Below are 25,862 nucleotides of genomic sequence, written 5' to 3'. Positions count from 1 at the left end.
GATTACACCTCCTCAACAATAGAGATGTTTCGATTACTCAGCCATTCGATAACATCAGCATTGCGCCATGCAGTCATAGTATTCGAGAGGCGGACAGGCGAGGGAAAGCGTCCATCTCTTGACCAAGCCCATAATGTACTGCTACCGAAAGGTAGGAATGGCAAAAGCTGGCTGGCACGACTCATGCCTTGCGGTGGCAAGTATTTGGCGTGTAGGTTATCTGCTATTTGTTCAATTTCGTTCGAGAGGTTATTAGCGAAAGCGATAACTGGTGTTTGTGTATTAGTGTTTGTCATGTCAATTACTCCATACTATGTGCTACTACGGCTTGTAATAGCTTGTCTTGTATGGATATATAATAGATAACAAAAAACCCTCTAAATAGAGGGCTTACGGGCCGTAAAAGGTCTTTTACGGACTCTTTATTCCGTGACGGGTAATTGTTTTTTAAATAAAAGATCGATATTTACTTTGTTCTTGTCATCATTGCTTTGCCTACCTGTTTTAAACTCCAGTCCTTGTAAGTGAGTATCGTACAAAGTGTCATAACTTACAGTCAGGTTATCAGCTTTTTTATCGTCTTGATCAGCAAGGATAAAAGCTAAATCTTTCATGTAGGGTATTATAAAATCAACTATATCACCTTTTCTCAATTTATTTTGAGAGTCTAAATCTCTTAATACTATAGCAAGGCTTCTATTGAACTGCTTGATGGCTATCTGTTTAATATTCTGCGCCTCTACATTTGAAAGATTATTGCTGTCGGTTGATATATTTTTCAGGGCTGCAATAGCTTTTGTTAATTGGCTATCAAGGTCCGCTATTTTGGCATTGGCAGCTGCAAGTTCCTGACTTGGCTGTTCTTTACTTTTAGGTTTTTCGTATGCTAATTCCTTTTTTGATTCGTCTATCTTATCTTCGTTATTCTTGAACGTAACTTGTGGCGTCATTGGTTTTTTAAAATTATTACTAATAGCTTGTTCATTTTTAATACTAAGTTTTGTCCGCTCGGCTAACTTTGATTGGTCGCTTAGGTTTTCCCTTTCAATTAAAAACTTTTCGATAGTTCCTTTGCTTAGTAAGAGGTCTGCACGATAAGGGGTCAATCCTAAGACACGTTTATCTACTTTATATCCGCATACTTCTTTTTTAGCAAAATAGTGGCATCCACGCTTATAGGCAAAAATATCGTATTCTACTATGGGCTTGAAATCTCCTAGTGACTTAGTTTCAAAGTATTCATTACCCAAAAGTGGTTCAGTTAAAGCTTTATATGTACTAGTAAAGTTTGGCTTGCAATAATCGTTAAGTAAACGGTTAAAACTAAGGTATTCATCTTTATAATAAACTGGAACATGCTTAGTCATACCGCTATATAGTAGATATTTTCTAACATTATCGAGATTGTCATTAGTGACTTGTGATATTAACTCTAGCGTTTCTGAAACTAGAATAAACTCATCTTCTCTTTTTTTAATTTTATTCGTCAAATTGCTCATATTCACACCTTCACACACACTTAAACCGAAGTAGGTGCAAGGCAGTACCAGCCTAAAGGTGTGTAAAGGGCTGGCTTTCGGGTAATTAATCCTAGCCTTGCATAGTCGTAGCTAAGTCTTAGCCTAGCTGTTGTGCTTTAAAACCAGCATGTATGACATTATCAATCTTACCGGCGTAAGAATCATCAATAAAGTTTGCCCATTTATTCATCATGTCTATTCTATACTTCAGATGCTGAGCTCCGTTGTAAGCTTTGCTTATCTTGTTTTCTTTCTCATGTGCCAGTTGTAGTTCTATAGCTTCATGCATAAATTCCTGTTCATGTAGGGTAGTGCTGGCAAGTCCACGAAAGCCATGACCAGTCATTCGCCCTTTATAACCCATACGCCATAAGGCAGTAATAAAAGCATTGGTACTGTATGGTTTGCGGTTTGACGGATTAAAAAAGACATGCTTATCTGAGAACCCTAGCTTTTCGATCCGCTTCAAGATAGCCATTACTTGCGGTGCCAGTGGTACTAAATGCGGTCTATCCATTTTCATCTTGTCGGCCGGAATACGCCATATTTTGGCTTTGTAGTCTATTTCACTCCATTCCATGAAGCGCAATTCTTGCGTTCTTACAAACGTATAGCACATAAACCATAAGCCTAGCTTCACTAGTACATCACCATCATAGGCGTTAATGTCTTGTAGTAGCTTTGGTAATTGCTGGCTAGTTATACGGCTATGATGCTTCACTTTGTGCGGCTGCAAAGCTTCGGTTAAATCGTTGGCTGGGTTGTGAATAGTTAAACCTTCACGTATTGCTTGTTTAAATATTTGCCCTGATTGACGTATAGCTCTACGTGCCATATCAGCTGCGCCTCGTGCTTCTATAGCTTTACCAATAGCCAAAACATCAGGCGCGGTAATATCATCTACATTTAGGTGACCAATGAACGGCTTTATATCTCGTTGGTATTGTGAGTAGTCACGGCTATAAGTAGTAGGGGCGATATGAGCTTTACGGTCGTCATGCCAGCGTTGCGCTATAGCATCAAATGTTTTTGTACCGTCAACATCTGCTTGCAAGCGTTTTTTATCCTGCTTAGGATTGATGCCTTGTGCTATCAAGTCTTTGATTTGTTGGTTGCGCTGGCGAGCGTCAGCTAAGCTCATTGCTGGATATTTTCCAATGGTTAGGCTTTGACGTTTATCAGCATACTTGTAGTCACATACCCATACCTTACTGCCAGTGCTACGCACCCATAAGCGTAGGTTATTACCGTCGCTATATTTGTCAGGTCGGCTAGGTGTGCAAGTATCGGAAGGCTTAAGGCGTTTGATTTGGCTATCAGTTAATGACATGACGGTATATTTCCATGACGGTATAAAATATACCGTAAAATATACCGCAATTTTACATGGATTACTATGTTTTATGATGGAGGACTATGGAAGGTGTTTAGCCTATATACGAGCAAAATAAAGGGCAGACGGTCAATGACGGTCTGCCCTAATATTATGTTTGGTCGGAACGGCAGGATTTGAACCTGCGACCCCTACACCCCCAGTGTAGTGCGCTACCAGACTGCGCTACGCCCCGAATGACTGACTATTTTACGCAAAATTATGTATATTGCAAGGGCTATTTATTTTAGCCAAAATCTACAGTCGTATTTTACCTATAACAGTCAGCTGAACCAATGAGCAGTTAACCTTAACCCAATAGCTCTTTTAGGATCTGGTTTACTTGCTGCGGGTTAGCACTACCACGGCTGGCTTTCATGACTTGTCCAACTAGACCGTTAAAGGCTTTTTCTTTGCCGCCGCGATACTCTTCAACCATCACTGCATTTTTAGCGATGACCTCTTCAACGATGGCTTTGATAGCACCGGTATCCGTTTCTTGCTTAAGGCCTTTTTCTTCGATGATTTTATCTGCCGCGTCATCAGCATCGCCGCCTTCACGCTCATACAAGGCCCCAAATACTTTCTTAGCCAATTTGCCAGATAGCGTATCGTCTTTGATACGTTTTAGCATGCCAGCCAATTGCTTGGCGCTGATAGGGGAGTCAGTAATTTCTTTATCATCTTTATTCAGCGCACCCAGTAGGTCGCCCATGACCCAGTTAGCTGCCATTTTGGCATCTTGCTGATCAATTTCAGCCACTACATCTTCGAAGTAATCGGCAATTTGACGGCTACCAGTCAAGATACGAGCGTCGTATTCTGATAGACCAAGAGCCTCTTCAAAACGTGCACGACGAGCCACCGGCAGTTCCGGCATTGCCGCACGGATGCTATCAACCGTATGCTGCTCGATACGCACAGGTAGCAAATCAGGATCAGGAAAATAGCGATAGTCGTTGGCGTCTTCTTTAGTACGCATAACACGAGTTTCGTCGCGCTCGGGATCATAAAGCATCGTCGCTTGCAGAACTTTACCGCCATCTTCTAAGATGTCGATTTGACGTTCGATTTCACGATTGATAGCGCGCTCGATAAAGCGGAACGAGTTCAGATTTTTTAGCTCAGTACGGGTACCAAGTTCAGCGCCAGGCTTACGAATAGAGACGTTACAATCACAGCGGAATGAGCCTTCCGCCATGATAGCATCTGAGATACCAAGCCAAGTCACCAGCTGATGAATGGCTTTAATATAGGCAAGCGCCTCATGAGCTGAACGCATATCAGGCTCAGATACGATTTCAATCAATGGTGTGCCAGCACGGTTAAGATCCACGCCAGTCATACCATCAACGGCATCATGAACGGATTTCCCAGCATCTTCTTCTAAATGCGCGCGAGTGATACCCATGCGTTTAGGGTATTCATTCTTTTCACCTTCGTTGACCACAACATCGATATAACCTTCGCCTACGATAGGGTTGGCCATTTGGGTAATTTGATAGCCTTTAGGTAAGTCAGGATAAAAATAGTTTTTGCGGTCAAAAGTATTGAATAAACCCAGCTCAGCATTGACGCCGATACCGAATTTTAGCGCACGATCAACCACGCCAGCATTTAGAACTGGCAATACACCGGGTAGACCTAAGTCAACGATGCTGGCTTGGGTGTTTGGCTCATGACCGAAGTCAGTCGGTGCGCTTGAGAATATTTTACTTTCCGTATTGAGCTGGCAGTGAATCTCGATACCGATGACCACTTCATAGCCATCAACAAAAAGCTCTTTACGAACAGCATGTTTGCGAACGGCATTATTATCAGTAGTAGTTGCTGTGTTCATTATACCGTCTCCTTCGCGATGGTAGAGTGTTGCAAATGATGATCCGTATGCTGCTGGAATAAATGCGCGGTTGTGAGCAATTGACTTTCTTGCCAATGCTGACCAATCAGCTGTAAACCAATAGGTAAGCCATTAGAGGTCAAGCCAACAGGCTGACTGAGCGCAGGTAGACCGGCTAAGTTAACACCAATGGTATAAACGTCACCCAAATACATCGTAGCAGGATCAAGGTCTTCACCCAGTTTGTAAGCAGCTGTTGGTACGGTAGGACTGGCAATCACATCACAGTTAGCAAAAGCATCTTCGAAGTCTTTGACGATTAAACGACGTACTTTTTGTGCTTTTGTATAGTACGCGTCAAAATAACCAGCAGATAGCGCATAAGTACCGGCCAAAATACGGCGTTGTACCTCGGGACCAAAACCTTCAGAACGTGAGCGCGTGTATAAGTCCATTAAGTCTTTTGGGTTTTCACAGCGATAGCCAAAGCGTACGCCATCGAAGCGTGATAGGTTTGATGATGCTTCAGCCGGTGCGAGCATATAGTAAGTGGCAAGGGTAATCTCTGGATCAGTGATTGTCACCTCTACGATGGTCGCGCCAAGCTCTTCGTATTTCTTTAATGCCGCACGTACTGCTTGCTCTACCTCAGTATCAAGACCTTTACTAAAGTATTCTTTAGCGACACCAATACGTAAACCAGCTAGCGGTTTAGACTGATCAGCTGCTACTGCGTCATTGAGGTCTTGTACATAGTCAGGCATATCATAATTGATAGAAGTCGCATCACGTGGGTCATGACCAATCATCGGTTGCAGTAGATACGCGCAGTCCATGGCACTACGCCCCATGCTACCTGCTTGATCAAGACTAGAGGCATAAGCAATCATACCGAAGCGAGAGACGCGACCATAAGTAGGTTTGATACCGGTTAAGCCACAAAATGAGGCCGGCTGACGAATAGAGCCACCAGTATCACTACCGGTAGCAACAGGTATAAAGCCTGCCGCCACTGCTGCTGCACTACCACCCGATGAGCCACCAGGGACGTGATCTAGATTCCAAGGGTTATGCACTGCACCATAGTACGAGCTTTCATTATCCGAGCCCATCGCAAACTCATCCATATTGAGCTTACCAAGACTGATCATGCCCGCTTTATCGATGTTAGTAACGATAGTTGCATCATAAGGGGAAACAAAATTGTGCAACATCTTAGAGCCACAAGTAGTCAATACGCCTTGGGTACAAAAAATATCTTTATGCGCCATTGGCACGCCGAGTAATGGGCGCTTGTCACCTTGCAAGCGCATCTCATCTGCCGCTTGTGCTTGCGCACGTGCCGTCTCAGAAGTATGGGTGATAAAGCTATTGATCTTACTGTCTAGCGCGTTAATACGCTTGATATAGTGGTCAGTCAGCTCAAGGCTGCTAAATTGTTTGTCTTGCAAGCCAGTAATAAGCTGCTGCGTACTTAATAGATGAAGTTCAGACATAAGGTGTCGTCCGTCAAAATGTGAATAGCATAAAATTAGGGGAGGTCAAAATAAAATAGCGACAGCGACTTATTCAATCACTTGCGGTACTAAATACAAGCCATCTTCGATAGCAGGCGCGACCGACTGATTGCGCTCGCGATTGATATCATGTTTAGCGATATCAGCACGTAACTCTTGGCAGGCTTCATGGATATTTGATAAAGGTTTGATATCGGTGGTATCGACATTACCAAGCGTATTCATCAGCTTTAATATTTTAGTGATATCAGCAGCGTAGCTATCGGCCGTATTTTCATCAACGCCCAAACGAGCAAGGTTGGCAACTTCTAGGATTTCTTCACGGCTGACATGGTTATCAGACGTTAACGGTTGCTGTGACATAGTGTCTCCAGTGACGGACAGTTTTTGTTAGAGTAAGGTAGGGCTAAAAAGATCAGCACTTAAATAAGTGCCTTAGCTCAAAATGTAGATATATAGTGCGGTTATTATAAAGCATCTGACCTAAGTTTACAGAGCATGATGCTGGATTGCTGCACAATCTTTACTGAGATAAGACGTTTTGCAAATTTGACTGAGTAGTTAGGGCTTGATGAGTAATTGCTTACCATTCGCTTATGAAATACGTTACAGTGGGCAGCTCGCTGAGCAAACTATTAGGTAAGCTACTCATTAAAATCAGCACATAGCGTTCGCGTCTTATTAGTTGTTGAATTAAAGGCTGTTTCATTAAAGAGAGGGTTTTGTCTGCCAGTTCAAACTTTGTAACAACTTTTAGCGCTTAAGCGCAAAATCCTAGCGTACTGATGCAAATTTCTGTGTTTTTTTTGAGCCAAGTCGGTATAATTTATCTCAGTTTTTTCATTTCATCATTATTGCTTCGGTTTGACTTGTTGCGATGATAAACTCTCGCGATGAGTGATACGACCTGCTCAACCCTGACGAGTACCTATTCAGTCAGCCTCATTCGCCTCATTCGCCTCATTTGTAATACGCTGGAAATATTAGTCATGAACCTGTTTGGATTTTTATCAAATAATATCGCAATCGACCTCGGTACTGCGAACACCCTTATTTTTATTCCTGGTAAAGGCGTGGTGCTCGATGAGCCTACGGTGGTTGCGCTACGAAGTAATCGCACACAAAACCCTACCGTCGCTGCTGTTGGTGTTGATGCCAAGCAGATGCTGGGTCGTACGCCTGCCAATATTACCGCTATTCGTCCCTTAAAAGACGGCGTGATTGCTGACTTTGAAGTGACGCAAAAAATGCTCAAGCATTTTATCACTAAGGTAAAAGCCAAACGTTTTATGGCGCAGCCTAACGTAGTGGTTTGCGTGCCTTGCAAATCTACGCTTGTTGAGCGTAAAGCGATTCGTGAAGCGGTTTCTTCAGCGGGCGCGAGCAAAGTATTGTTGTTAGAAGAGCCAATGGCAGCAGCGATTGGTGCTGGCATGCCGGTTCACGAAGCCAGTGGTTCAATGGTCGTTGATATCGGTGGTGGCACCACTGAGATTGCGGTTATTGCTTTGTCAGGTTGTGTTTATGCCGAGTCTATTCGTATCGGTGGTGATATGTTTGATGATGCCATTATTACCCATGTACGGCGTACGCATGGCTGCGTGATTGGTGAAACCACGGCTGAGCGTATCAAGCAAGAAGTGGGCTCTGCCTTAAACGAAGATAGCCAGTTAGAAGTAGAAGTGCGCGGACGTAGCATGGCAGAAGGCGTGCCAAAAGCCTTTACTGTCAACTCAGAAGAAGTACAAAAAGCATTGAGCGACCCATTAAGTGGTATCGTCAGTGCGGTAAAAGCAGCACTTGAGCAGACGCCGCCTGAGTTGTCATCAGACATTGCTGAGCGTGGTATTGTATTGACTGGTGGCGGCGCATTGCTCCGTGATTTGGACAAACTTATTTCAAGAGAAACGGGTCTGCCAGTTACCGTTGCTGAAGATCCATTAACGTGCGTCAGTCGTGGCGGCGGTATTGCTCTTGATTTTATCAATAACAAAAGCCTAAACATGATTTTTGTATAAATCATGGCTTATAAAGCATTGTCATATTAGCAATGTTCAGATAAGGCTTAAGTTAAAGATAAAGTTGAATGAGAAGTAATAGATGAATAAGATTAAAGGTAGCCAATAAGGTTACCTTTAATCTTATCAACAACAGCTACAACTAATGATTAGTAGTACCGTTATTAATTTTTCAGTTATTAATACTGTTAGTGATAAAGGCTGTTAATGATAAAAGCTACTAGTTATAAAGACTATTAATGCGATGATAAGTTCAAACATTTAATGTTCTTAGATTTTATAACATGGTCACATTTATATAATGCTATTCAGTGCTGGCTACTGCTCACATTAGAACCTCTATATTAGACGACCTATGATTCCAAGTATTTTTGCTCGCCAACCACTCGCGCTGCGTATGACTGCTATTTTATTGATAGTGGCATTGATACTGATGTGGTTTGATAGCAAAAATCCAGAATGGTTTAACCCTATTCGCTCAACGAGCCACGCCGCAATGCAGCCTATTTATGAGCTGTCATTATTACCCAGTTATGCGAAACACTGGTCTAGCGGTAGCTTGCAATCAAAAGAAGTGCTACGCCGCGAAAATATGCAGCTGAAATCGCAACTTATCCACGCCCAAGCCAAGCTACAGCAGCAGGATTATATCTTGGCGCAAAACGCTCGCTTGCAAGGTATTCTATCGACCACGCGCCCTGAGCAGTTTGATTTAAATCTAGCACAGGTGATTGGTACCGATACCAATCTTTTGCGTCAAATTGTGGTGTTGAATAAAGGGGCGCAAGATGGCGTGCACGTCGGGCAAACGGTTATCGATGAAGACGGCATCTTAGGGCAGATTATCAATGTCTATCCCAATACCAGCCGTTTATTGCTGATTACCGATGAGCAGCAGTCAGTTGCCGTTACCGTCAAGCGGACTGGTCAACGCGCTATTGTCACCGGTCAGGGCATACCTACTTCATTGAGCCTCGATTATGTCTTTAAAACCTCAGACGTGCGCGTCGGTGATGAGCTGGTATCATCAGGATTGGGCGGGCGTATACCAGCAGGTTATAGGGTTGGTCGTATCGCCCATATTGAAGATACGCAAGCGGATAACTTTAGAAGCATTGAAGTCAAACCAGCGGCGAACTTTATCGACAATGCTTATGTACTGATACTGCAAGATAAGCTGACTAGTAAAAACAATGCCGGCATCACTGAGCCTTGATAGTCATTGTTCAAAATAATAGTTGTCTAATATTTAGCCGCTATCCAATCTAAGCGTACTGTTTTGCCTCTCGTTTTTTATTCCCTGCAATGCTGAGTTCATTATTAAGTAGCTGCTAAATATTCGCTAAAGGTAAGTATTCATGGCATATCCTGATTCTGAACATGCAAATGGGCTATTGCTTGCCATTATTGTACTGAGCTTCATTATTGCCTCATCACTCAGCGTTTATCCGTTAAGCCCTACTATGGCAACATTGCGTCCCATGATAATGATCATGGTGCTGATTTTTTGGTTGCTATTTCAACCGCGGTATGTGGGCATTTTTAGTGCATTTACTATTGGACTTATCGCCGACCTATTGATGGATACGCACCTAGGACAACAAGCATTTTCTGCTGTGGTCGTGGCATTGGTGATAAAAGTCACTAGCATCTATATGAGACAACTCAACACTGTCAGTGCTTGGTTAGTCGCGAGTTTAGGACTGACTGTCTTTCAAGTAAGTTTGTGGATACTACAGATGTTTATCCAAAATGTCTTTGTCGCCCAATCCGCTTTATCATTATTAATGAGCATTATTAGTTGGCCATTGGTACTACTGGCTTTACGTAAATTTGCACGTTAATTACGGCGGTGATTAAAGCAACTATTAAAGCCGTTATTCCAATCAATACCTTTTGTTGACTGCCATGTGAGAAAGCTTTTTAAGCGCATGTCTCAAAACCGTACACATTATAGTTCTAAATTAAAAGAGAGTAGCGATGGATATCATCTTAGCGTCTGGCTCGCCGCGTCGTCGTGAGTTATTATCAAGAGCACAATTAGATTTCACTATCTTGAGCGTTGATATCGATGAAACGCCGCATGATCATGAGTCACCCAAAGATTATATTGCCCGCATGGTCGCCGCCAAGGCAGAGGCGGCGATAGAACAATTAAATATAGATTTTAAAAATAACCAAACTGGTTTACCTGAGTCGTTTATTGTTTTAACCTCTGATACCATCGGTGTATTAGCAGATGGTAAAACTGTACTGGTTAAGCCTATCAATCGCGAGCATGCTTATAGCATGTGGCAGCAAATGTCTGACAATACCCACGAAGTATGGACGGCGGTGCAAGCCACTCAAATATCTTTACTTCCTCAGCTTTCTGAAAAATCAGAGCTTGCTAACACACCAAACTATAAGCAAGCTTTCCAAGTCGTTAATCAACAACAAATCATTGAGCGCACAGAAGTAACCTTTATAGCATTAACTAAAGAGATGATGAGTAACTATTGGGACAGTGGTGAACCTGCTGATAAAGCCGGTGGCTATGGCATTCAAGGGTTGGGTGCTACGTGGGTTAGTCGTATCAACGGTAGCTATACCAATGTTGTAGGATTACCGCTCGCACAAACGCTGGCGTTGATTAAAGATATGACAGACACTAGTATTTAGTAAAGCAGGTAAAGTATTCAGAGATGAGAGTAGAGACTACTGAATCGTCTGCACATAATGACACGGTAGGGTCATGGGCAAAAGCAAGTTGCATTTGTTACACTGTACTGTAAGGCTACCAAACCATGAACGTTTCATAAGAAAGCTGAGTGATAAGAGAAAACACTATGTCCGAAGAGCTGCTGATTAATATTAGTCCCATGGAATCCCGTGTTGCCGTGTTAGATAATGGCATCTTGGGTGAGATTTATATTGAGCGCCACAATAAACTGGGTTTGGTCGGTAATATCTACTTGGGCACGGTGGTCCGTGTGCTGCCTGGCATGCAAGCAGCCTTTGTCGATATCGGGCAATCACGTACAGCATTCTTACACGTCAATGACATGCAGCGCGAGCCCCGCCCTGTCGCTGAAAACAAAATGGCTGAAAAAATTAATAATGACAGTACTATTATAGATGCTACTGTTAATGATTTAGCAGTAACACCGCCAGTCGTTAGTGCGCAAAATACTGAAGTCGTACCGGCATCCAAAACTCTTATCCAACATCGTCTGCACGAAAGTCAGCGTATCCTAGTGCAAGTCACTAAAGACCAGCTTGGCAGTAAAGGTGCACGCTTAACCACCAATGTATCGCTGCCATCACGCTATTTGGTGTATCTGCCATCAAGTGATCATATCGGTATCTCGCAACGTATTGATGGCGAAGAAGAGCGTACGCGCCTCAAGACTGAGCTGAATAGTCTCATGCAGACGGTTAATCTTAAAGGTGGGCTGATTGCCCGCACGGCTGCTGAACGTGTGCCTGTCGACAAACTTGAAGAAGATATTTATTATTTATTACAATTATGGCGGACTATCTGCGCCCGTCGTCAAGAAATGAAACATAATCAAAGCTCCGAGCTCATTTATCAAGAATTATCACTGCCGCTGCGCTCTATTCGCGATTTGGTACATGCTGGTACCGAAAAAGTCGTCATTGATAACGCGCAGATTTATGAGCAAGTCAGATATTTTGCCAAAGACTTTGTGCCTTTTGTGTATGATCGGATTGTGCATTATACCGCTGAGCAATCACTGTTTGACGTGCACCGCGTCGAAGACGACTTACGTGACGCACTCAAACGGCGCGTCGATTTAAAGTCTGGTGGCTACCTGATTATTGATCAGACTGAAGCCATGACCACTATTGATGTCAATACTGGCTCATTCGTTGGCGGTCGCTCATTAGAAGATACCGTCTATAAGACCAATCTTGAAGCCACACACGCCATTGCTCGGCAACTGCGTTTGCGTAATCTTGGTGGTATTATTATCCTAGATTTTATTGACATGCTTGAGCAGCAGCACAAGGATGATATCCTTGAGAGCTTGCAGTCACAGCTGATACAAGATTATGCCAAAACTAAAATCACCCAAGTCAGTGAGCTTGGCTTGGTCGAGATGACCCGTAAACGTACCCGAGAGTCGCTTGGACAGCAGTTATGTGAGCCGTGCTCAACCTGTCAAGGTCGCGGTTTTGTCAAAACAGCTGAAACCGTCTGCTTTGAGATATTTCGTGAAATCATGCGCTGTGCTCGTACTTATAATTCCCCAAAGAAGTTTACCGTCGTCGCTCATGCGGCAGTCATTGACTTATTGTTGACCTCGGAGTCGGATACAGTGGCAGATTTAGAGTATCTATTGGGTAGGGTGATTACTTTTGATGTCGAGAATCTTTATACGCAAGAGCAATATGATATCGTTTTAGATTAAGAATCTTAAATCAAGAACTGTGAGCTAACGTCTTTGGATGTATTGCTTTAAGCTAAGCGTTACAGCTGTTACTTCACTATAAAAATAGCTGATTTAGCCTAAAAACAAAGGTTTATATGAATTCTTATCAGATATAATTATAAATAACGCTCTTGTAATCGTTTGATTATTATGTATAATACATACCACTGAATTATATATGCGCAGCCAATCAAACAGCTGGCGCTATGACAGCTAGAGCATCGTTTCTAGCACTATTTCATTATGCCTTTGCTGACATCCAATAATAGGAGGGTCGGCGGGGCTTTAAACTATTTTGCTTTTGGCACGCTATAAGTTCGGATAAAGAACTCATTCTGGTTAAGAACAGAAGGCCGCTTTAAGTGAATATTTAACCAAACGGCTTTTAGTCATATCTTTGCAAAGCAAGAATGACTAGAGCACATATTAGGAGCTTGCTGGCATGGCTAACCAGAGAATCCGTATCCGTCTTAAGTCTTTTGATCATCGTTTAATTGATCAATCTGCACAAGAGATTGTTGATACTGCAAAGCGCACCGGTGCGCAAGTTTGTGGTCCTGTACCGTTGCCGACTCGCATTGAGCGCTTCAACGTTCTAACCTCACCACACGTAAACAAAGACGCTCGTGATCAGTACGAAATCCGTACTCATAAGCGTATGGTTGACATCGTTCAGCCTACTGACAAAACTGTGGATGCGCTAATGAAGTTAGACTTGGCGGCGGGTGTTGACGTTCAAATTGCTTTGGGTTAATGAACATCACACCCAACCCATTAATATAAGATATAAAGAGGTCTAAAATGGCGATCGGTTTAGTCGGTAAAAAATGCGGCATGACCCGTATCTTCACTGAAGCAGGCGCATCTATCCCTGTAACAGTGGTTGAGGTCAGTGCTAACCGCATTACTCAAGTAAAAAATACTGATATAGATGGCTATCAAGCCATTCAAGTTACCACAGGTACCCGTCGTGACAGCCGCGTAACAGCAGCACAAAAAGGTCACTTCGCTAAAGCTGGCGTTGCCGCTGGTCGTGGTGTTTGGGAATTTCGTGCCAATGAAAGCGATCTTGAAGGTCGTGAGATTGGTGGTGAGATCCTAGCTGACTTGTTCGAACAAGGTCAGATGGTTGATGTCACAGGAAACAGTAAAGGTAAAGGCTTTCAAGGCGGCGTGAAGCGTCACAACTTCAGCATGCAAGATGCCACTCATGGTAACTCAGTATCTCACCGTGCACTTGGTTCAACTGGTCAGAACCAGTCACCAGGTAAAGTCTTCAAAGGCAAAAAAATGCCAGGTCAGATGGGTAACAAACGCGTTACCGTTCAGGGCCTAGAAGTGATATCGGTTGATGTTGAAAAAGGGTTACTTGTCATCAAGGGTGCTATCCCAGGTGCCACCGGTGGCGATGTCATCGTACGTCCGTCAGTCAAAGCCTAAGCAAGGGGATTAACGTGGATTTAAAAACAGTTACAGGGGCGGCAGTTGAGCTTTCTGATACGGCTTTCGGTCGTGAATTCAACGAAGCACTAGTGCATCAAGTCGTCACCGCATATCTTGCTGGTGCTCGCCAAGGTACACGCGCTCAAAAGACCCGTGCCGAAGTTTCTGGTGGTGGTATTAAGCCATGGCGCCAAAAAGGTACTGGTCGCGCTCGTGCAGGTTCTATTCGTAGCCCAATCTGGCGTGGGGGTGGTCGTGCATTCGCGGCTAAACCACAAGATTGGTCACAGAAAGTAAACCGTAAAATGTATCGCGGTGCGATGCAGTGCATCCTAGCCGAATTGATTCGCCAAGAGCGTCTGATTTTGGTTGAAGAGATAAGCGTTTCTGGTCCTAAGACCAAAGAGCTGATCGCCAAGTTACATGAGCTTGGTGCACCTCGTGCACTAATCGTCACCAAAGATGTTGACGAAAACTTATACTTAGCCGCTCGCAACATCCCACACGTCAATGTACTTGGTACAAACGAAGTGGATCCAGTGAGTTTGATTGCTTTTGATAAAGTAATCATGTCAGTTGAAGCTGCGAAACAATTTGAGGAAGCACTAGCATGAACAACGCAAGACTTTATCAGATCCTAAGAGGACCTGTATTCTCAGAGAAATCTCAAATGCTTGGCGACTCACTTGGTGTACAAGTATTTAAAATTGATTCTAACGCTACTAAGTTAGAAGTTAAAAAAGCAGTTGAGATGATGTTTGAAGGTGTTGAAGTTTTAAAAGTAAACACTTTGAATGTTAAAGGTAAGACAAAGCGTTTTGGTAAAAGCATCGGCCGTCGTAATGATTATAAAAAAGCCTATGTTACCTTAAAAGCTGGTCAAGATGTACAAATGGCTGATGCTGGTGAAGAGGTAGCTAACACTACTGCTTCTACTAGTGAAACAGCGAACAACGAATAAGGATTACACTCATGCCTATCGTAAAAGCGAAGCCAACATCACCAGGCCGCCGTTTTGTTGAAAAAGTGGTGCATCCACACCTTTATAAAGGTCGTCCGTTTGCAGCGCTTCTAGAATCAAAAAGCAAGTCAGGTGGTCGTAATAATAATGGCCGCATTACTAGTCGTCATATTGGCGGTGGTCATAAGCAACATTACCGTATTATTGACTTCAAACGTACCAAAGACAATATCCCAGCAACGGTAGAGCGTATCGAATACGATCCTAACCGTACTGCTCATATTGCCTTACTTAAGTATGCTGATGGCGAACGCCGTTATATTATCGCTGCTAAAAAGCAAGCAGTTGGCGATACCGTAATGTCAGGTGAATTATCACCAATTCGTCCAGGTAACTGTTTACCGCTTAAAAACATCCCATTGGGTACTGTGATCCATAATATCGAACTTAAAATCGGTAAAGGCGCACAGATGGCTCGCGCTGCGGGTGCAAGCGTTCAGTTACTAGGTCGTGACGGTATTTATGCTATTCTTCGTATGCGTTCAGGCGAAACTCGCCGCGTACACGTGAATTGTCGTGCTGTTATTGGCGAAGTTTCTAACACTGAAAACAACTTGAAATCACTTGGTAAAGCCGGTGCTTCACGTTGGCGTGGTATTCGTCCTTCAGTTCGTGGTGTCGCAATGAACCCGGTTGATCACCCACACGGTGGTGGTGAAGGTCGTAACAAAGGTCGCCATCCAACCAGCCCTTGGGGTCAGAAGTCTAAAGGACTTAAAACGCGCCATAATAAGCGTACTGACAGTATGATCATCCGCCGCCGCGCCAAGAAGAAATAAAGGAAGAATTTCATGCCTCGTTCATTGAAAAAAGGTCCATTCATAGACGCGCACCTGTTTGCCAAAGTTGAGAAAGCATTAGATACCAACTCACGCAAACCGATCAAAACTTGGTCGCGCCGCTCAATGATTTTGCCACAAATGGTTGGCCTAACTTTATCTGTTCACAACGGCCGTACTCATGTACCGGTTATCGTGAGCGAACAGATGGTTGGTCATAAACTAGGTGAATTTGCCCCGACTCGTACGTATCGTGGTCATGGCATTGACAGAAAAGCTAAGAAATAAGGTGCTTACCATGGAAGTAACTGCAAAATTACGCGGTGCCGCCATTTCGGCACAAAAAGTTAGACTCGTTGCCGATGAAGTTCGTGGCAAATCTATCGAGCGTGCTTTGGATATCCTAACGTATAGTAATAAAAAAGGCGCGGTTTTTGTTAAGAAATGTCTTAACTCAGCCATCGCCAATGCTGAACACAACAACGGTCTAGATATCGATACCCTTAAAGTATCAACTATCTACGTTGATGAAGGCATTACGCTAAAACGTATCCTACCACGTGCTAAAGGTCGCGCTGATCGTATCAGCAAGCGTACCTGTCATATCACTATCAAGGTAGGGGAATAAGTTATGGGACAAAAAGTACATCCAATCGGAATTCGTCTTGGTGTTGTCAAAAAGCATAACGCAAACTGGTATGCTAGCCCAAAACAATACTCAGAATATCTGATCAACGACATTCAAGTTCGTGAATATCTGCGCAAAAAGCTAGATAGTGCTATGATTAGCAATATCATGATTGAGCGTCCTACCGGTGCTGCTAAGATTACCATCGCCACTGCGCGTCCTGGTATTGTTATCGGTAAGAAAGGCGAAGACATTGAAAGACTTCAAAAAGAATTGACCAAAATTATGGGCGTACCTGCTCAGGTCAACATTGAAGAAATCACGTCGCCTGATCTTGATGCTCACTTGGTAGCACAAGGTATCGCAAGTCAGCTTGAACGCCGTGTTATGTTCCGCCGTGCAATGAAGCGCGCGGTACAGAACAGCATGCGTTCTGGTGCTAAAGGTATTAAAGTTGAGTTGTCTGGCCGTCTTGGCGGTGCTGAGATTGCTCGTACTGAATGGTACCGTGAAGGTCGTGTGCCATTGCATACACTACGCGCCGATATTGACTATTCGTCAGTACGTGCGGAAACCACTTACGGCACCATCGGTGTAAAAGTTTGGATCTTCCGTGGCGAAATCCTTGACGGTATGAACAGTGTTTATAACCCCGTTAAAGAAGAGCAGACTCGTGCGCCAAAACGCCGTGGTCGTGGAAACGGAAACCGTCGAAACACAGACAGAGGTTAAACTATGTTACAGCCAAAACGTACCAAGTTTCGTAAAATGCATAAAGGTCGTAACACTGGGCTAGCTCATCGTGGAAGCACCGTTGCATTCGGACAAATTGGTCTAAAATCTTTGACTCGTGGTCGTATGACTGCCCGTCAAATTGAAGCAGCACGTCGTACCATCACTCGTAAAATTAAGCGTGGCGGTAAGATTTGGATTCGTGTCTTCCCAGACAAACCAATTACCAATAAGCCATTAGAAGTACGTATGGGTAAAGGTAAAGGTCCTGTAGAGTATTGGGTATGCGAAGTCAAACCTGGTAAAATGCTATATGAACTTGAAGGGGTATCAGAAGAGCTTGCTCGCGAAGCCTTAACGCTTGCTGCAGCAAAACTGCCCTTTAAAACTACCATTGTTAAGCGGACGATAATGTAATGAAGATCAGTGAATTACGTGATAAATCATTAGAAGAACTGACCCAGTTACTTGATGAAAAGCAACTTGATGCTTTCCGTATTCGTATGGCTAAAGCAACTGGTCAGTTGGGTAATACCCATGAAGTCCGAGTCAATCGTCGTACGATTGCTCAGATTCAGACTATGATTAACGAGAAACAACGAGGCGACTCATGAGCGATAACAATCAAACAGCTAATGCTAGCGTATTGACAGGACGAGTTGTCAGCGACAAGATGGATAAGTCCATCACAGTTTTGATTGAGCGTCTGGTTCGTCATCCTTTGTATGGCAAACAGCTTCGTCGTTCTACTAAAATCAAAGCCCATGATGAAGACAACGTTTGCCAACAAGGCGACCTTGTCCGTATCAAAGAAACGCGTCCAATCTCAAAAACCAAGTCTTGGACTTTGGTTGAAGTGGTTGAAAAAGTAGAAAAAATCTAAGTAAATTGCATTAAAAGCCAGAAGCTGTTAAAATGTCCGCCTTTTTAAGGATGCTGATTGCGCCGAGCGTATATCACTCACATTAAGAGTAAGCTGCGGTTATTTACATTAAATGCCGTCTACTCATACTGTGCTAGCGGCAGCAACTGGTTTTTATTGCTCATACGTGCGGAGTTAACGCTATGATTCAGGTTGAGTCAATGCTGGAAGTTGCAGACAATAGCGGTGCAAGACGAGTTCAGTGCATTAAAGTACTGGGTGGCTCTCATCGTCGTTATGCATCAGTCGGCGATATCATTAAAGTAACGGTTAAAGAAGCCATTCCTCGCGGTCGTGTTAAAAAAGGCGACGTGATGAATGCGGTAGTTGTACGTACCAAAAAAGGCGTTCGTCGTCCTGATGGTTCGGTATTACGTTTTGATGACAATGCTGCGGTATTGTTGAACCAAAACAAAGCGCCGATTGCAACTCGTATTTTTGGACCGGTAACTCGTGAACTACGTGGTGATCAGTTTATGAAAATTGTATCACTAGCACCAGAAGTATTGTGAGGTAATCCATGTCAAAATTACGTAAAGGCGATACAGTTATCGTGATTGCTGGGAAAGATAAAGGCAAACAAGGTACTGTACAAGCTGTAAAAAATGATCGTATTAAAGTAGAAGGCATTAATATTGTTACTAAACATCAGAAGCCAAATCAGGCAACTGGCGTTGAAGGTGGCATTCTTAAGCAAGAAGCTTTTCTGCACATCTCAAATGTCGCAATCTTAAATGCGCAAACCCAAAAAGCAGACCGTATTACTTATCAATTCGGCGAAGACGGCAACAAACAACGCGTCTATCGTTCGAACGGTGAAGTAGTGGCGACTGCGTAAGACACTAAGGGTGTAATGGTAATGGCAAGATTAAAAGCTTTATATAACAACGAACTAAAGCAGCAGATTAAAGAAGAGCTTGGTTTAGATAACGTGATGCAAGTGCCTAAAATCACTAAAATCACACTTAATATGGGTGTAGGCGGCGCGTCTCAAGACAAGAAATTGCTTGAAGGTGCAGTAGCTGATATGACCGCAATTGCTGGTCAAAAGCCTGTAGTCACCAAAGCGCGTAAATCAATTGCTGGCTTTAAGATTCGTGAAGAATGGCCAATTGGTTGCAAAGTAACGCTACGCGGTGAGCAAATGTACGAATTTTTAGATCGTCTCATTGCCGTTGCAATTCCTCGTGTTCGTGACTTCCGTGGTTTTTCACCTAAAGCCTTTGACGGTCGTGGTAACTACTCATTGGGTATCAAAGAACAAATTGTTTTCCCAGAAGTAGACTTCGACAAGATTGATCGTATCCGCGGTATGGATGTGACCATCACTACGTCAGCTGCTACTGATGATGAAGGTCGTGCGTTGCTTAAAGCATTCGGCTTCCCATTTAAATAAGGTAAAGACGTTATGGCAAAGAAGAGCATGATTAACCGCGAATTAAAGCGCGAGAAAATGGTAGCTAAATATGCTGATAAGCGTATCAAGCTAAAAGAAACTATCAGTGATATGACTGCAAGTGACGAAACTCGTATGGAAGCGATGTTAGAGCTACAAGCTTTACCACGTAACGCATCACCAGTACGTCTGCGCAATCGTTGTGCTATCACAGGTCGTCCTCACGGTTACTTCCGCAAGTTTGGCTTATCACGCAATATGTTGCGTGAGCGTGTCATGCAAGGCGATGTGCCTGGTGTTCGTAAAGCAAGCTGGTAAGGGGTAACTATATGAGTATGCAAGATACCGTTGGGGATATGCTAACCCGTATTCGTAACGCACAAATGGCTAATAAAGTATCGGTAGCAATGCCGAACTCTAAGCTACGTAAAGCAATCGCTGATCTGTTGGTTAGCGAAGGTTATGTGGCTAACGCTGTTGTTACTGCAGAAGACAACAACAAAGCAACATTATCTATTGAACTAAAATACTTCGAAGGCAAACCTGTCATCGAAACGATTCAACGTTTTAGCCGTCCTGGTTTACGCCAGCATCGCGGTAAAGACGCTATCCCTACTGTTAAGCAAGGTATGGGTGTTGCTATCGTATCAACTAGCCAAGGTATCATGAGCGATCGTGCTGCACGCGCTGCTGGTATTGGTGGTGAAGTTGTCGCATTTGTAGCGTAAGCTACACGACAATAAAGTCTATTTGACGTTTGTTAGACATCTATCGATATAGTAATGATTAATTATTTCAAATTGATAGATGTCTAACGCGGTCAACTATGCTAAACTAACACGCTTTTTAGCCTGTTAGTTTTTTCGCTAATATAAAGAAGTTAATTTTTTAAGGAATACTCCTATGTCTCGTGTGGCTAAAGCCCCAGTAACGCTGCCAAACGGCGTAAGCGTTACTTTGAACGATCGGCAGGTCGAAGTTAAAGGCAAGAACGGCATTATGTCTTTACGCCTGCATGAATTGGTCGAGCTGAAACAGGAAGATGATGCAATATTTCTCTCACCTGTAGCAGCCTCAAAAGAAGCAATGATGCATACTGGCACCATGCGCTCTTTACTAAACAACTTAGTAATAGGCGTAAACGAAGGCTTTGAAAAACGTCTTCTACTAATCGGTGTTGGTTATCGTGCACAAGCTACTGGTAATAAAATAACCTTGAACGTTGGTTACTCGCATCCAGTAGAATATACGCTACCTGAAAGTGTGTCAGCTGAAACCCCAACGCAAACTGAAATCGTTTTAAAATCAAACGACAAACAGCAGCTTGGTCAAGCAGCGGCTAATATCCGTGGTTTCCGCCCACCTGAGCCTTATAAAGGTAAAGGTATTCGTTATAGTGACGAGCATGTGATTCGCAAAGAAGCTAAGAAAAAATAAGGTGAGTTGAAATGTTTGATAAAAAAGCAGCTCGTCTACGTCGAGCTAAGAAAACCCGCGCGCACATCCGTTTCTTGGGCGTTCATCGTCTAACGGTTAACCGCACGCCAAAGCATATGTATGCCCAGATTATCTCTCCTAACGGTGGTGAAGTGATTGCTCAGGCATCTACCTTAGACAGCAGCTTGCGCTCAGGCGCGACTGGTAACGCTGATGCAGCGACGTCTGTGGGCCAATTAATCGCAGAACGCGCAAAAGCAGCTGGTATCACTAAAGTTGCCTTTGACCGTAGTGGTTTTAAATATCATGGTCGAGTAAAAGCTTTAGCTGAAGCTGCTCGCGAAAACGGATTGGAGTTTTAATCATGGCTAGAAATGATAAAAATGATAAAAATGAACAGACTGACGGTCTAGTAGAACGCTTAGTTACCGTTGATCGCGTTGCAAAAGTTGTTAAAGGTGGTCGTATTTTCTCTTTCACTGCGTTGACCGTAGTGGGTGATGGCAATGGTCGTGTTGGTTTTGGTCGCGGTAAAGCACGTGAAGTGCCAGCTGCTATTCAAAAAGCACTAGAAGCTGCCAAGCGCAATATGATTACTGTTGAGCTTAATGGTGCAACTTTGCATCATCCGATCAAAGCACGTCATGGTGCTAGTAAAGTTCTTATGCAACCTGCATCTGAAGGTACTGGCGTAATCGCCGGTGGCGCAATGCGTGCTGTATTAGAAGTTGCTGGTGTCAAAGATGTTTTGACTAAATGTTATGGTTCTACCAACACTGCTAACGTTGTTCGCGCAACGTTTAACGGTTTACGTGATATGTCAACTCCAGAAAAGATGGCAGCAAAACGTGGTAAATCTGTAGACGAAATCTTGGGTTAACTTAGACTAGGTGAGTTACGATGAAAAAAATGAAAGTCACTCAATTTAAATCGGGTGCCCATCGCCTCAAGAGCCACAAAGCGAGCTTGAAAGGATTGGGTTTACGCCGTATTAATCATACTGTTGAAGTAGAAGATACTCCTTCAACTCGTGGTATGGTCAATCGCGTTAACTACATGGTAAAAGTGGAGGAAGCGTAATGGGTCTTAGATTAAATGAATTATCACCAGGTGTTGGCGCGAAGAAAACTGCCCAACGTCGTGGTCGTGGTATCGGCTCAGGCCTTGGTAAAACTGGTGGTCGTGGTGTTAAAGGTCAGAAATCTCGTTCAGGTTCTAGCATTCGCTCAGGATTTGAAGGTGGTCAAATGCCTTTATATCGCCGTCTACCAAAATTTGGTTTTACCAGTAAAATGGCAATGACGACTGCTGAAGTTCGTCTGTCTGAACTGAACAAAATCGAAGGTGACGTCGTTAGTATTGCAACATTAAAAGCTGCTAACCTTATCCGTCACGACATGAAACGTGCTCGTATTATGTTGTCAGGCGAAGTCACTAAAGCTTATACTTTTAAAGGTATCAAAGTGACTAAAGGCGCCAAGCAAGCAATCGAAGCTGCTGGTGGTAGCATCGAGGAGTAGTAACGTGTCAAAACAATCAATGTCATCGACTGGTGTACCGCTCAATCCATTTGCATTTATACGTAAGTATGATGAATTATGGACGCGTCTATTGTTCTTAATCGGCGCATTGATTGTTTATCGTTTAGGGTCACATATTCCAGTACCGGGTATTAATCCGGTTAATTTGGCTGATCTGTTTTCGCGCAACGAAAATACCATTCTGAGCATGTTTAATATGTTCTCAGGTGGTGCACTAGAGCGTATGTCTATCATGGCACTTGGCATTATGCCATATATTTCAGCATCAATTATTGTACAGATGATGTCTGCAGTATTGCCATCGCTTGAAGCTCTCAAAAAAGAGGGTGAAGCGGGACGACGTAAGCTAAACAAGTATACCCGTCAAGGCACGCTTGCATTAGCACTGGTACAGTCATTAGGAATGTGTGCTGGTTTAATCAGCCAAAACCTTACTTTGTCTGCTGGTCTTACTTTTTATATTCCAGCGGTTACCTCATTGGTAGCAGGCGCTATGTTCTTAATGTGGCTTGGTGAGCAGATTACAGAGCGCGGCGTAGGCAATGGTATTTCAATGCTTATTTTTGCGAGTATTGTCGCTGGTACGCCAGGTATGATTTCGCAGTCTATCGAACAGGTCAATCAAGGTCAGATGAACTTGATTGTACTCTTTATCTTTGTACTGTTAGGTATCGCGGTTACTGCCGGTATTGTTTATATTGAACGTGCTCAGCGCCGCGTCCCTGTTAATTATGCGCAAAAACAACAACAAGGCCGCAAGATTTATGCTCAGCAGCAATCACATTTGCCGTTGAAGCTTAATATGGCAGGGGTTATCCCTGCTATTTTTGCCAGCTCATTATTGTTGTTTCCTGCAAGTTTGGGGCAGTGGGTTGGTCAATCGACTGATCCTACCTTTATGCAAAAGATACTGCAAAATATGGCCCTGGTGTTGTCCCCAGGACAACCGCTATATTTGGTTCTGTTTGGCGCAATGATTATTTTCTTCTGTTACTTCTATACGGCATTGGTATTTAGTCCGCGTGAAGTTGCTGAAAACCTTAAACGTAGTGGTGCGTATATCCCAGGTATTCGCCCAGGACAACAAACTCAGCGTTACCTCGATCATGTATTAAACCGATTGACCTTTATTGGCGCGATGTATATGACGGTTATTTGTTTAATGCCAATGGTCGTTCAGTCATCGTTTGGTGTGCCGTTTCAACTTGGTGGTACGTCGTTACTGATTATGGTGGTTGTGGTAATGGACTTCATCTCGCAGATTCAAGCGCATTTGATGACCCATCAATATCATGATCAGACGTTAATTCAATCGCCCACTCGATCTTAAATGAGCGGTACGATATTTCAAGGAGTATGCTATGAAAGTTCAAGCATCAGTTAAGAAGATTTGTGGTAGCTGTAAAGTTGTGCGCCGTAAAGGCCGTGTACATATTATTTGTACCGCAGAACCTCGCCACAAGCAACGTCAAGGTTAATATTTAGGTAGAGCAAAGCGTTAAGCTTGTCCTACTTATTAAATTAATACTTGAAAAATAACGGCGGATGCGATATCATCCGCCACTTGCCGTAGTTTATGCAAAACCTTTTATAACATGTTCAATGGATAGACTTGGTTTCCAAGTTAAAACAGCGATAATAATTATAAAAGCTTTAGTATTAACAGCAACAAATCTGAAAAATAATGCCTTATTTAATAAATAAAGCTTATTTTTCTTTAATGGAGAGAAATCAATGGCTCGTATTGCCGGCGTAAACATTCCGGATAATAAGCATGCTGTTATTTCACTAACTTACATCTTTGGTGTAGGTCGTACCACTGCTCAGAAAATCTTAGAAGCAGTTGGCATTGCCCCTACTACTAAAGTCAGTCAGTTAGATGATACACAGTTAGATGCTATCCGTGCACAAGTTTCAGAATACATGACTGAAGGTGATCTTCGTCGTGAAGTGTCAATGAATATCAAGCGCTTGGTTGATCTTGGTTGTTACCGTGGCATCCGCCATCGTCGTAACCTGCCTGTTAGAGGTCAGAACACTAAGAACAACGCTCGTACTCGTAAGGGTCCGACACGCCCTCTCAAAAGATAATTAACTTAGGAAGCTAAAAGATGGCAAAAGACACTCGCAGTCGCAAAAAGGTGACTCGTCGTTCAGTATCGGAGGGCGTAGCCCATATCCATGCGTCTTTTAATAACACCATTGTTACGATTACCGATCGTCAGGGTAATGCATTGGCTTGGGCCACTTCAGGTGGACAAGGCTTCCGTGGTTCACGTAAATCTACACCATTTGCAGCTCAGGTTGCAGCTGAAGTCGCTGGTAAAGCGGCTCAAGAATATGGTGTTAAGAATATCGATGTTTTGGTCAAAGGACCAGGACCGGGTCGTGAGTCTGCGGTAAGAGCACTAGGTGCATTGGGTTATAAAGTTAACAGCATCTCTGATGTAACCCCAATCCCACACAATGGTTGCCGTGCGCCGAAAAAGCGCCGCGTCTAATATTAAAGACGAAGCTTTTTATAATGAAAGCTTATAGGAGACATAACAATGGCCCGTTATATTGGACCAAAACTCAAATTATCACGTCGTGAAGGTACAGACTTAGGCCTTAAGTCTGGTGTTAAACCATACGACGTAAAAACGAAAAAATCGGCTCGTCCACCTGGTCAACATGGTGTAAGCCGTAACAAAAGCTCAGAATACTCTTTACAGTTACGTGAAAAACAAAAAGTTAAACGTATCTATGGTGTATTAGAGCGTCAGTTTGCCAACTACTACAAAGAAGCTGCTCGTAAGCGTGGCGCTACTGGTGAGAACCTACTAGCGATGCTTGAGAGTCGTCTTGATAACGTAGTATATCGCATGGGCTTTGGCTCAACGCGCGCTGAAGCACGTCAGTTAGTTAGCCATCGCACTGTGATGGTAAAAAGAGCTGGCCGTGATGAGTTTGTTCGTGTGAACATTCCATCAATTCAGCTTCAAGATGGTGATGTCATCGCTATTCAAGAGAAATCTCGCGAACAATTGCGCATCAAAAACGCAATTGAGCTGGCTACCCAACGTGGTATTCCAGAATGGCTAGATGTTGATCACAGCAAACTACAAGGCACGTTTAAAAAAGCGCCTGATCGTATTGATCTACCTGCTGAAATCAACGAAAGCTTAATCGTTGAGCTATACTCTAAGTAAGTAACGTACTGCTCGATGCGATGAAAATGGCATTGAGCAATTAACGTTAATTAAACCAGTTTAATAAAT

The 25,862-nt window shown here is 43.3% G+C and carries 37 protein-coding genes and 1 tRNA gene; 31 read left to right on the top strand and 7 right to left on the bottom strand.

The annotated features are described in order from the left end of the window. Positions 1–2: 2 nt before the first annotated feature. The 7 genes from EPB74_RS10070 to gatC form a co-directional block, all read right to left on the bottom strand. The gene (locus EPB74_RS10070; protein ID WP_274904028.1) at positions 3–296 is read right to left on the bottom strand and encodes a helix-turn-helix transcriptional regulator; all 294 of its coding nucleotides are present in this window, start codon (positions 294–296) and stop codon (positions 3–5) included. Positions 297–422: 126 nt separating this feature from the next. Continuing rightward, a complete protein-coding gene (locus EPB74_RS10065) occupies positions 423–1,499 on the bottom strand; it encodes a hypothetical protein (RefSeq protein WP_274904027.1) in 1,077 nt (358 codons plus the stop codon). Positions 1,500–1,617: 118 nt separating this feature from the next. Then, on the bottom strand, positions 1,618–2,850 hold the full coding sequence (locus tag EPB74_RS10060) for a tyrosine-type recombinase/integrase (protein ID WP_274904026.1): 1,233 nt from the start codon (positions 2,848–2,850) through the stop codon (positions 1,618–1,620). Positions 2,851–3,011: 161 nt separating this feature from the next. After that, positions 3,012–3,088, bottom strand: a tRNA-Pro gene (locus EPB74_RS10055). A 114-nt stretch (positions 3,089–3,202) separates the two neighbouring features. Next, entirely contained in the window at positions 3,203–4,732 is a 1,530-nt protein-coding gene (gene gatB / locus EPB74_RS10050) for an Asp-tRNA(Asn)/Glu-tRNA(Gln) amidotransferase subunit GatB (protein ID WP_274904025.1), read from the bottom strand. Continuing rightward, a complete protein-coding gene (gene gatA, locus EPB74_RS10045) occupies positions 4,732–6,228 on the bottom strand; it encodes an Asp-tRNA(Asn)/Glu-tRNA(Gln) amidotransferase subunit GatA (RefSeq protein ID WP_274904024.1) in 1,497 nt (498 codons plus the stop codon). The genes gatB and gatA overlap by 1 nt, the downstream gene beginning before the upstream one ends. Positions 6,229–6,297: 69 nt before the next feature. Continuing rightward, positions 6,298–6,612 (bottom strand): Asp-tRNA(Asn)/Glu-tRNA(Gln) amidotransferase subunit GatC, encoded by a 315-nt coding sequence (gene gatC / locus EPB74_RS10040; protein ID WP_274904023.1) that lies wholly within the window; start codon positions 6,610–6,612, stop codon positions 6,298–6,300. 617 nt (positions 6,613–7,229) lie between these two features. Between gatC and EPB74_RS10035 the strand changes: the two genes are divergently transcribed. The 31 genes from EPB74_RS10035 to rpsD all read left to right on the top strand — a co-directional run bounded on the left by EPB74_RS10035 (position 7,230) and on the right by rpsD (position 25,793). Further along, positions 7,230–8,267, top strand: a complete 1,038-nt coding sequence (locus tag EPB74_RS10035; RefSeq protein ID WP_197684681.1) for a rod shape-determining protein — start codon at positions 7,230–7,232, stop codon at positions 8,265–8,267. A gap of 355 nt (positions 8,268–8,622) precedes the next feature. Continuing rightward, a complete protein-coding gene (mreC, locus tag EPB74_RS10030; protein ID WP_079690986.1) occupies positions 8,623–9,483 on the top strand; it encodes a rod shape-determining protein MreC in 861 nt (286 codons plus the stop codon). A 142-nt stretch (positions 9,484–9,625) separates the two neighbouring features. Next, positions 9,626–10,111, top strand: a complete 486-nt coding sequence (gene mreD, locus EPB74_RS10025) for a rod shape-determining protein MreD (RefSeq protein WP_274904022.1) — start codon at positions 9,626–9,628, stop codon at positions 10,109–10,111. 136 nt (positions 10,112–10,247) lie between these two features. Next, positions 10,248–10,928, top strand: coding sequence for a Maf family protein (locus EPB74_RS10020; protein ID WP_274904021.1), 681 nt, complete (start codon positions 10,248–10,250; stop codon positions 10,926–10,928). 167 nt (positions 10,929–11,095) lie between these two features. Then, positions 11,096–12,682, top strand: a complete 1,587-nt coding sequence (locus EPB74_RS10015) for an Rne/Rng family ribonuclease (RefSeq protein ID WP_274904020.1) — start codon at positions 11,096–11,098, stop codon at positions 12,680–12,682. Positions 12,683–13,145: 463 nt separating this feature from the next. After that, complete coding sequence (gene rpsJ / locus EPB74_RS10010) at positions 13,146–13,457, top strand: 30S ribosomal protein S10 (RefSeq protein ID WP_010196670.1); 312 nt, start codon at positions 13,146–13,148, stop codon at positions 13,455–13,457. A 47-nt stretch (positions 13,458–13,504) separates the two neighbouring features. Next, on the top strand, positions 13,505–14,143 hold the full coding sequence (rplC, locus tag EPB74_RS10005) for a 50S ribosomal protein L3 (RefSeq protein ID WP_089555914.1): 639 nt from the start codon (positions 13,505–13,507) through the stop codon (positions 14,141–14,143). Positions 14,144–14,157: 14 nt separating this feature from the next. Beyond that, on the top strand, positions 14,158–14,760 hold the full coding sequence (rplD, locus tag EPB74_RS10000) for a 50S ribosomal protein L4 (protein WP_079690991.1): 603 nt from the start codon (positions 14,158–14,160) through the stop codon (positions 14,758–14,760). Next, positions 14,757–15,107: a 50S ribosomal protein L23 gene (gene rplW, locus EPB74_RS09995; RefSeq protein WP_010196677.1), complete on the top strand. Its 351-nt coding sequence runs from the start codon at positions 14,757–14,759 to the stop codon at positions 15,105–15,107. The genes rplD and rplW overlap by 4 nt, the downstream gene beginning before the upstream one ends. An 11-nt stretch (positions 15,108–15,118) precedes the next feature. Continuing rightward, positions 15,119–15,946, top strand: a complete 828-nt coding sequence (rplB, locus tag EPB74_RS09990; protein WP_079690992.1) for a 50S ribosomal protein L2 — start codon at positions 15,119–15,121, stop codon at positions 15,944–15,946. A 12-nt stretch (positions 15,947–15,958) separates the two neighbouring features. Then, positions 15,959–16,234 (top strand): 30S ribosomal protein S19, encoded by a 276-nt coding sequence (gene rpsS / locus EPB74_RS09985; protein ID WP_079690993.1) that lies wholly within the window; start codon positions 15,959–15,961, stop codon positions 16,232–16,234. A gap of 10 nt (positions 16,235–16,244) precedes the next feature. After that, complete coding sequence (gene rplV / locus EPB74_RS09980; protein WP_045446615.1) at positions 16,245–16,574, top strand: 50S ribosomal protein L22; 330 nt, start codon at positions 16,245–16,247, stop codon at positions 16,572–16,574. Positions 16,575–16,577: 3 nt separating this feature from the next. After that, the gene (gene rpsC, locus EPB74_RS09975; protein WP_079690994.1) at positions 16,578–17,306 is read left to right on the top strand and encodes a 30S ribosomal protein S3; all 729 of its coding nucleotides are present in this window, start codon (positions 16,578–16,580) and stop codon (positions 17,304–17,306) included. 3 nt (positions 17,307–17,309) lie between these two features. Continuing rightward, entirely contained in the window at positions 17,310–17,723 is a 414-nt protein-coding gene (gene rplP / locus EPB74_RS09970; protein WP_079690995.1) for a 50S ribosomal protein L16, read from the top strand. Further along, positions 17,723–17,920, top strand: coding sequence for a 50S ribosomal protein L29 (gene rpmC, locus EPB74_RS09965; RefSeq protein ID WP_079690996.1), 198 nt, complete (start codon positions 17,723–17,725; stop codon positions 17,918–17,920). The genes rplP and rpmC overlap by 1 nt, the downstream gene beginning before the upstream one ends. Beyond that, entirely contained in the window at positions 17,917–18,189 is a 273-nt protein-coding gene (rpsQ, locus tag EPB74_RS09960) for a 30S ribosomal protein S17 (RefSeq protein WP_068408467.1), read from the top strand. Before rpmC ends, rpsQ begins: the two co-directional genes overlap by 4 nt. A 182-nt stretch (positions 18,190–18,371) precedes the next feature. Next, positions 18,372–18,740: a 50S ribosomal protein L14 gene (gene rplN, locus EPB74_RS09955; RefSeq protein WP_010196702.1), complete on the top strand. Its 369-nt coding sequence runs from the start codon at positions 18,372–18,374 to the stop codon at positions 18,738–18,740. 8 nt (positions 18,741–18,748) lie between these two features. Then, positions 18,749–19,066, top strand: a complete 318-nt coding sequence (rplX, locus tag EPB74_RS09950; RefSeq protein ID WP_010196703.1) for a 50S ribosomal protein L24 — start codon at positions 18,749–18,751, stop codon at positions 19,064–19,066. Positions 19,067–19,087: 21 nt separating this feature from the next. After that, positions 19,088–19,624, top strand: coding sequence for a 50S ribosomal protein L5 (gene rplE / locus EPB74_RS09945; protein WP_079690997.1), 537 nt, complete (start codon positions 19,088–19,090; stop codon positions 19,622–19,624). Between the two features lie 12 nt (positions 19,625–19,636). Beyond that, the gene (gene rpsN, locus EPB74_RS09940) at positions 19,637–19,942 is read left to right on the top strand and encodes a 30S ribosomal protein S14 (protein WP_011279798.1); all 306 of its coding nucleotides are present in this window, start codon (positions 19,637–19,639) and stop codon (positions 19,940–19,942) included. Positions 19,943–19,953: 11 nt separating this feature from the next. Continuing rightward, on the top strand, positions 19,954–20,352 hold the full coding sequence (gene rpsH, locus EPB74_RS09935; RefSeq protein WP_079690998.1) for a 30S ribosomal protein S8: 399 nt from the start codon (positions 19,954–19,956) through the stop codon (positions 20,350–20,352). 175 nt (positions 20,353–20,527) lie between these two features. Continuing rightward, complete coding sequence (rplF, locus tag EPB74_RS09930) at positions 20,528–21,061, top strand: 50S ribosomal protein L6 (RefSeq protein ID WP_079690999.1); 534 nt, start codon at positions 20,528–20,530, stop codon at positions 21,059–21,061. Between the two features lie 11 nt (positions 21,062–21,072). Further along, the gene (gene rplR, locus EPB74_RS09925) at positions 21,073–21,423 is read left to right on the top strand and encodes a 50S ribosomal protein L18 (protein WP_079691000.1); all 351 of its coding nucleotides are present in this window, start codon (positions 21,073–21,075) and stop codon (positions 21,421–21,423) included. A gap of 2 nt (positions 21,424–21,425) precedes the next feature. Next, positions 21,426–21,941 (top strand): 30S ribosomal protein S5, encoded by a 516-nt coding sequence (rpsE, locus tag EPB74_RS09920; RefSeq protein ID WP_079691001.1) that lies wholly within the window; start codon positions 21,426–21,428, stop codon positions 21,939–21,941. Between the two features lie 20 nt (positions 21,942–21,961). Beyond that, positions 21,962–22,141: a 50S ribosomal protein L30 gene (rpmD, locus tag EPB74_RS09915; protein ID WP_010196714.1), complete on the top strand. Its 180-nt coding sequence runs from the start codon at positions 21,962–21,964 to the stop codon at positions 22,139–22,141. After that, on the top strand, positions 22,141–22,581 hold the full coding sequence (rplO, locus tag EPB74_RS09910) for a 50S ribosomal protein L15 (RefSeq protein WP_079691002.1): 441 nt from the start codon (positions 22,141–22,143) through the stop codon (positions 22,579–22,581). The genes rpmD and rplO overlap by 1 nt, the downstream gene beginning before the upstream one ends. 19 nt (positions 22,582–22,600) lie before the next feature. Further along, a complete protein-coding gene (gene secY / locus EPB74_RS09905) occupies positions 22,601–23,932 on the top strand; it encodes a preprotein translocase subunit SecY (protein ID WP_165767659.1) in 1,332 nt (443 codons plus the stop codon). A gap of 31 nt (positions 23,933–23,963) precedes the next feature. Next, a complete protein-coding gene (rpmJ, locus tag EPB74_RS09900) occupies positions 23,964–24,080 on the top strand; it encodes a 50S ribosomal protein L36 (protein ID WP_010196721.1) in 117 nt (38 codons plus the stop codon). Between the two features lie 256 nt (positions 24,081–24,336). Further along, positions 24,337–24,693 (top strand): 30S ribosomal protein S13, encoded by a 357-nt coding sequence (gene rpsM, locus EPB74_RS09895; protein WP_079691004.1) that lies wholly within the window; start codon positions 24,337–24,339, stop codon positions 24,691–24,693. A gap of 20 nt (positions 24,694–24,713) precedes the next feature. Next, positions 24,714–25,103, top strand: a complete 390-nt coding sequence (gene rpsK, locus EPB74_RS09890) for a 30S ribosomal protein S11 (RefSeq protein ID WP_058368279.1) — start codon at positions 24,714–24,716, stop codon at positions 25,101–25,103. Between the two features lie 48 nt (positions 25,104–25,151). Further along, the gene (rpsD, locus tag EPB74_RS09885; protein ID WP_079691005.1) at positions 25,152–25,793 is read left to right on the top strand and encodes a 30S ribosomal protein S4; all 642 of its coding nucleotides are present in this window, start codon (positions 25,152–25,154) and stop codon (positions 25,791–25,793) included. The last annotated feature ends 69 nt before the right edge of the window (positions 25,794–25,862 follow it).

The organism is Psychrobacter sp. DAB_AL62B (assembly GCF_028895345.1).
Lineage (GTDB): Bacteria > Pseudomonadota > Gammaproteobacteria > Pseudomonadales > Moraxellaceae > Psychrobacter.
This window is presented reverse-complemented; position numbering and strand designations above follow the sequence as displayed.

Excerpts from the sequence above, each read along its gene's own strand:
- EPB74_RS10070 (WP_274904028.1), bottom strand. The coding sequence starts at position 296 with ATGACAAACACTAATACACAAACACCAGTTATCGCTTTCGCTAATAAC.
- EPB74_RS10065 (WP_274904027.1), bottom strand. The coding sequence starts at position 1,499 with ATGAGCAATTTGACGAATAAAATTAAAAAAAGAGAAGATGAGTTTATT.
- EPB74_RS10060 (WP_274904026.1), bottom strand. The coding sequence starts at position 2,850 with ATGTCATTAACTGATAGCCAAATCAAACGCCTTAAGCCTTCCGATACT.
- gatB (WP_274904025.1), bottom strand. The coding sequence starts at position 4,732 with ATGAACACAGCAACTACTACTGATAATAATGCCGTTCGCAAACATGCT.
- gatA (WP_274904024.1), bottom strand. The coding sequence starts at position 6,228 with ATGTCTGAACTTCATCTATTAAGTACGCAGCAGCTTATTACTGGCTTG.
- gatC (WP_274904023.1), bottom strand. The coding sequence starts at position 6,612 with ATGTCACAGCAACCGTTAACGTCTGATAACCATGTCAGCCGTGAAGAA.
- mreC (WP_079690986.1), top strand. The coding sequence starts at position 8,623 with ATGATTCCAAGTATTTTTGCTCGCCAACCACTCGCGCTGCGTATGACT.
- mreD (WP_274904022.1), top strand. The coding sequence starts at position 9,626 with ATGGCATATCCTGATTCTGAACATGCAAATGGGCTATTGCTTGCCATT.
- EPB74_RS10020 (WP_274904021.1), top strand. The coding sequence starts at position 10,248 with ATGGATATCATCTTAGCGTCTGGCTCGCCGCGTCGTCGTGAGTTATTA.
- EPB74_RS10015 (WP_274904020.1), top strand. The coding sequence starts at position 11,096 with ATGTCCGAAGAGCTGCTGATTAATATTAGTCCCATGGAATCCCGTGTT.
- rpsJ (WP_010196670.1), top strand. The coding sequence starts at position 13,146 with ATGGCTAACCAGAGAATCCGTATCCGTCTTAAGTCTTTTGATCATCGT.
- rplC (WP_089555914.1), top strand. The coding sequence starts at position 13,505 with ATGGCGATCGGTTTAGTCGGTAAAAAATGCGGCATGACCCGTATCTTC.
- rplW (WP_010196677.1), top strand. The coding sequence starts at position 14,757 with ATGAACAACGCAAGACTTTATCAGATCCTAAGAGGACCTGTATTCTCA.
- rplB (WP_079690992.1), top strand. The coding sequence starts at position 15,119 with ATGCCTATCGTAAAAGCGAAGCCAACATCACCAGGCCGCCGTTTTGTT.
- rpsS (WP_079690993.1), top strand. The coding sequence starts at position 15,959 with ATGCCTCGTTCATTGAAAAAAGGTCCATTCATAGACGCGCACCTGTTT.
- rplV (WP_045446615.1), top strand. The coding sequence starts at position 16,245 with ATGGAAGTAACTGCAAAATTACGCGGTGCCGCCATTTCGGCACAAAAA.
- rpsC (WP_079690994.1), top strand. The coding sequence starts at position 16,578 with ATGGGACAAAAAGTACATCCAATCGGAATTCGTCTTGGTGTTGTCAAA.
- rplP (WP_079690995.1), top strand. The coding sequence starts at position 17,310 with ATGTTACAGCCAAAACGTACCAAGTTTCGTAAAATGCATAAAGGTCGT.
- rpmC (WP_079690996.1), top strand. The coding sequence starts at position 17,723 with ATGAAGATCAGTGAATTACGTGATAAATCATTAGAAGAACTGACCCAG.
- rpsQ (WP_068408467.1), top strand. The coding sequence starts at position 17,917 with ATGAGCGATAACAATCAAACAGCTAATGCTAGCGTATTGACAGGACGA.
- rplN (WP_010196702.1), top strand. The coding sequence starts at position 18,372 with ATGATTCAGGTTGAGTCAATGCTGGAAGTTGCAGACAATAGCGGTGCA.
- rplX (WP_010196703.1), top strand. The coding sequence starts at position 18,749 with ATGTCAAAATTACGTAAAGGCGATACAGTTATCGTGATTGCTGGGAAA.
- rplE (WP_079690997.1), top strand. The coding sequence starts at position 19,088 with ATGGCAAGATTAAAAGCTTTATATAACAACGAACTAAAGCAGCAGATT.
- rpsN (WP_011279798.1), top strand. The coding sequence starts at position 19,637 with ATGGCAAAGAAGAGCATGATTAACCGCGAATTAAAGCGCGAGAAAATG.
- rpsH (WP_079690998.1), top strand. The coding sequence starts at position 19,954 with ATGAGTATGCAAGATACCGTTGGGGATATGCTAACCCGTATTCGTAAC.
- rplF (WP_079690999.1), top strand. The coding sequence starts at position 20,528 with ATGTCTCGTGTGGCTAAAGCCCCAGTAACGCTGCCAAACGGCGTAAGC.
- rplR (WP_079691000.1), top strand. The coding sequence starts at position 21,073 with ATGTTTGATAAAAAAGCAGCTCGTCTACGTCGAGCTAAGAAAACCCGC.
- rpsE (WP_079691001.1), top strand. The coding sequence starts at position 21,426 with ATGGCTAGAAATGATAAAAATGATAAAAATGAACAGACTGACGGTCTA.
- rpmD (WP_010196714.1), top strand. The coding sequence starts at position 21,962 with ATGAAAAAAATGAAAGTCACTCAATTTAAATCGGGTGCCCATCGCCTC.
- rplO (WP_079691002.1), top strand. The coding sequence starts at position 22,141 with ATGGGTCTTAGATTAAATGAATTATCACCAGGTGTTGGCGCGAAGAAA.
- secY (WP_165767659.1), top strand. The coding sequence starts at position 22,601 with ATGTCATCGACTGGTGTACCGCTCAATCCATTTGCATTTATACGTAAG.
- rpmJ (WP_010196721.1), top strand. The coding sequence starts at position 23,964 with ATGAAAGTTCAAGCATCAGTTAAGAAGATTTGTGGTAGCTGTAAAGTT.
- rpsM (WP_079691004.1), top strand. The coding sequence starts at position 24,337 with ATGGCTCGTATTGCCGGCGTAAACATTCCGGATAATAAGCATGCTGTT.
- rpsK (WP_058368279.1), top strand. The coding sequence starts at position 24,714 with ATGGCAAAAGACACTCGCAGTCGCAAAAAGGTGACTCGTCGTTCAGTA.
- rpsD (WP_079691005.1), top strand. The coding sequence starts at position 25,152 with ATGGCCCGTTATATTGGACCAAAACTCAAATTATCACGTCGTGAAGGT.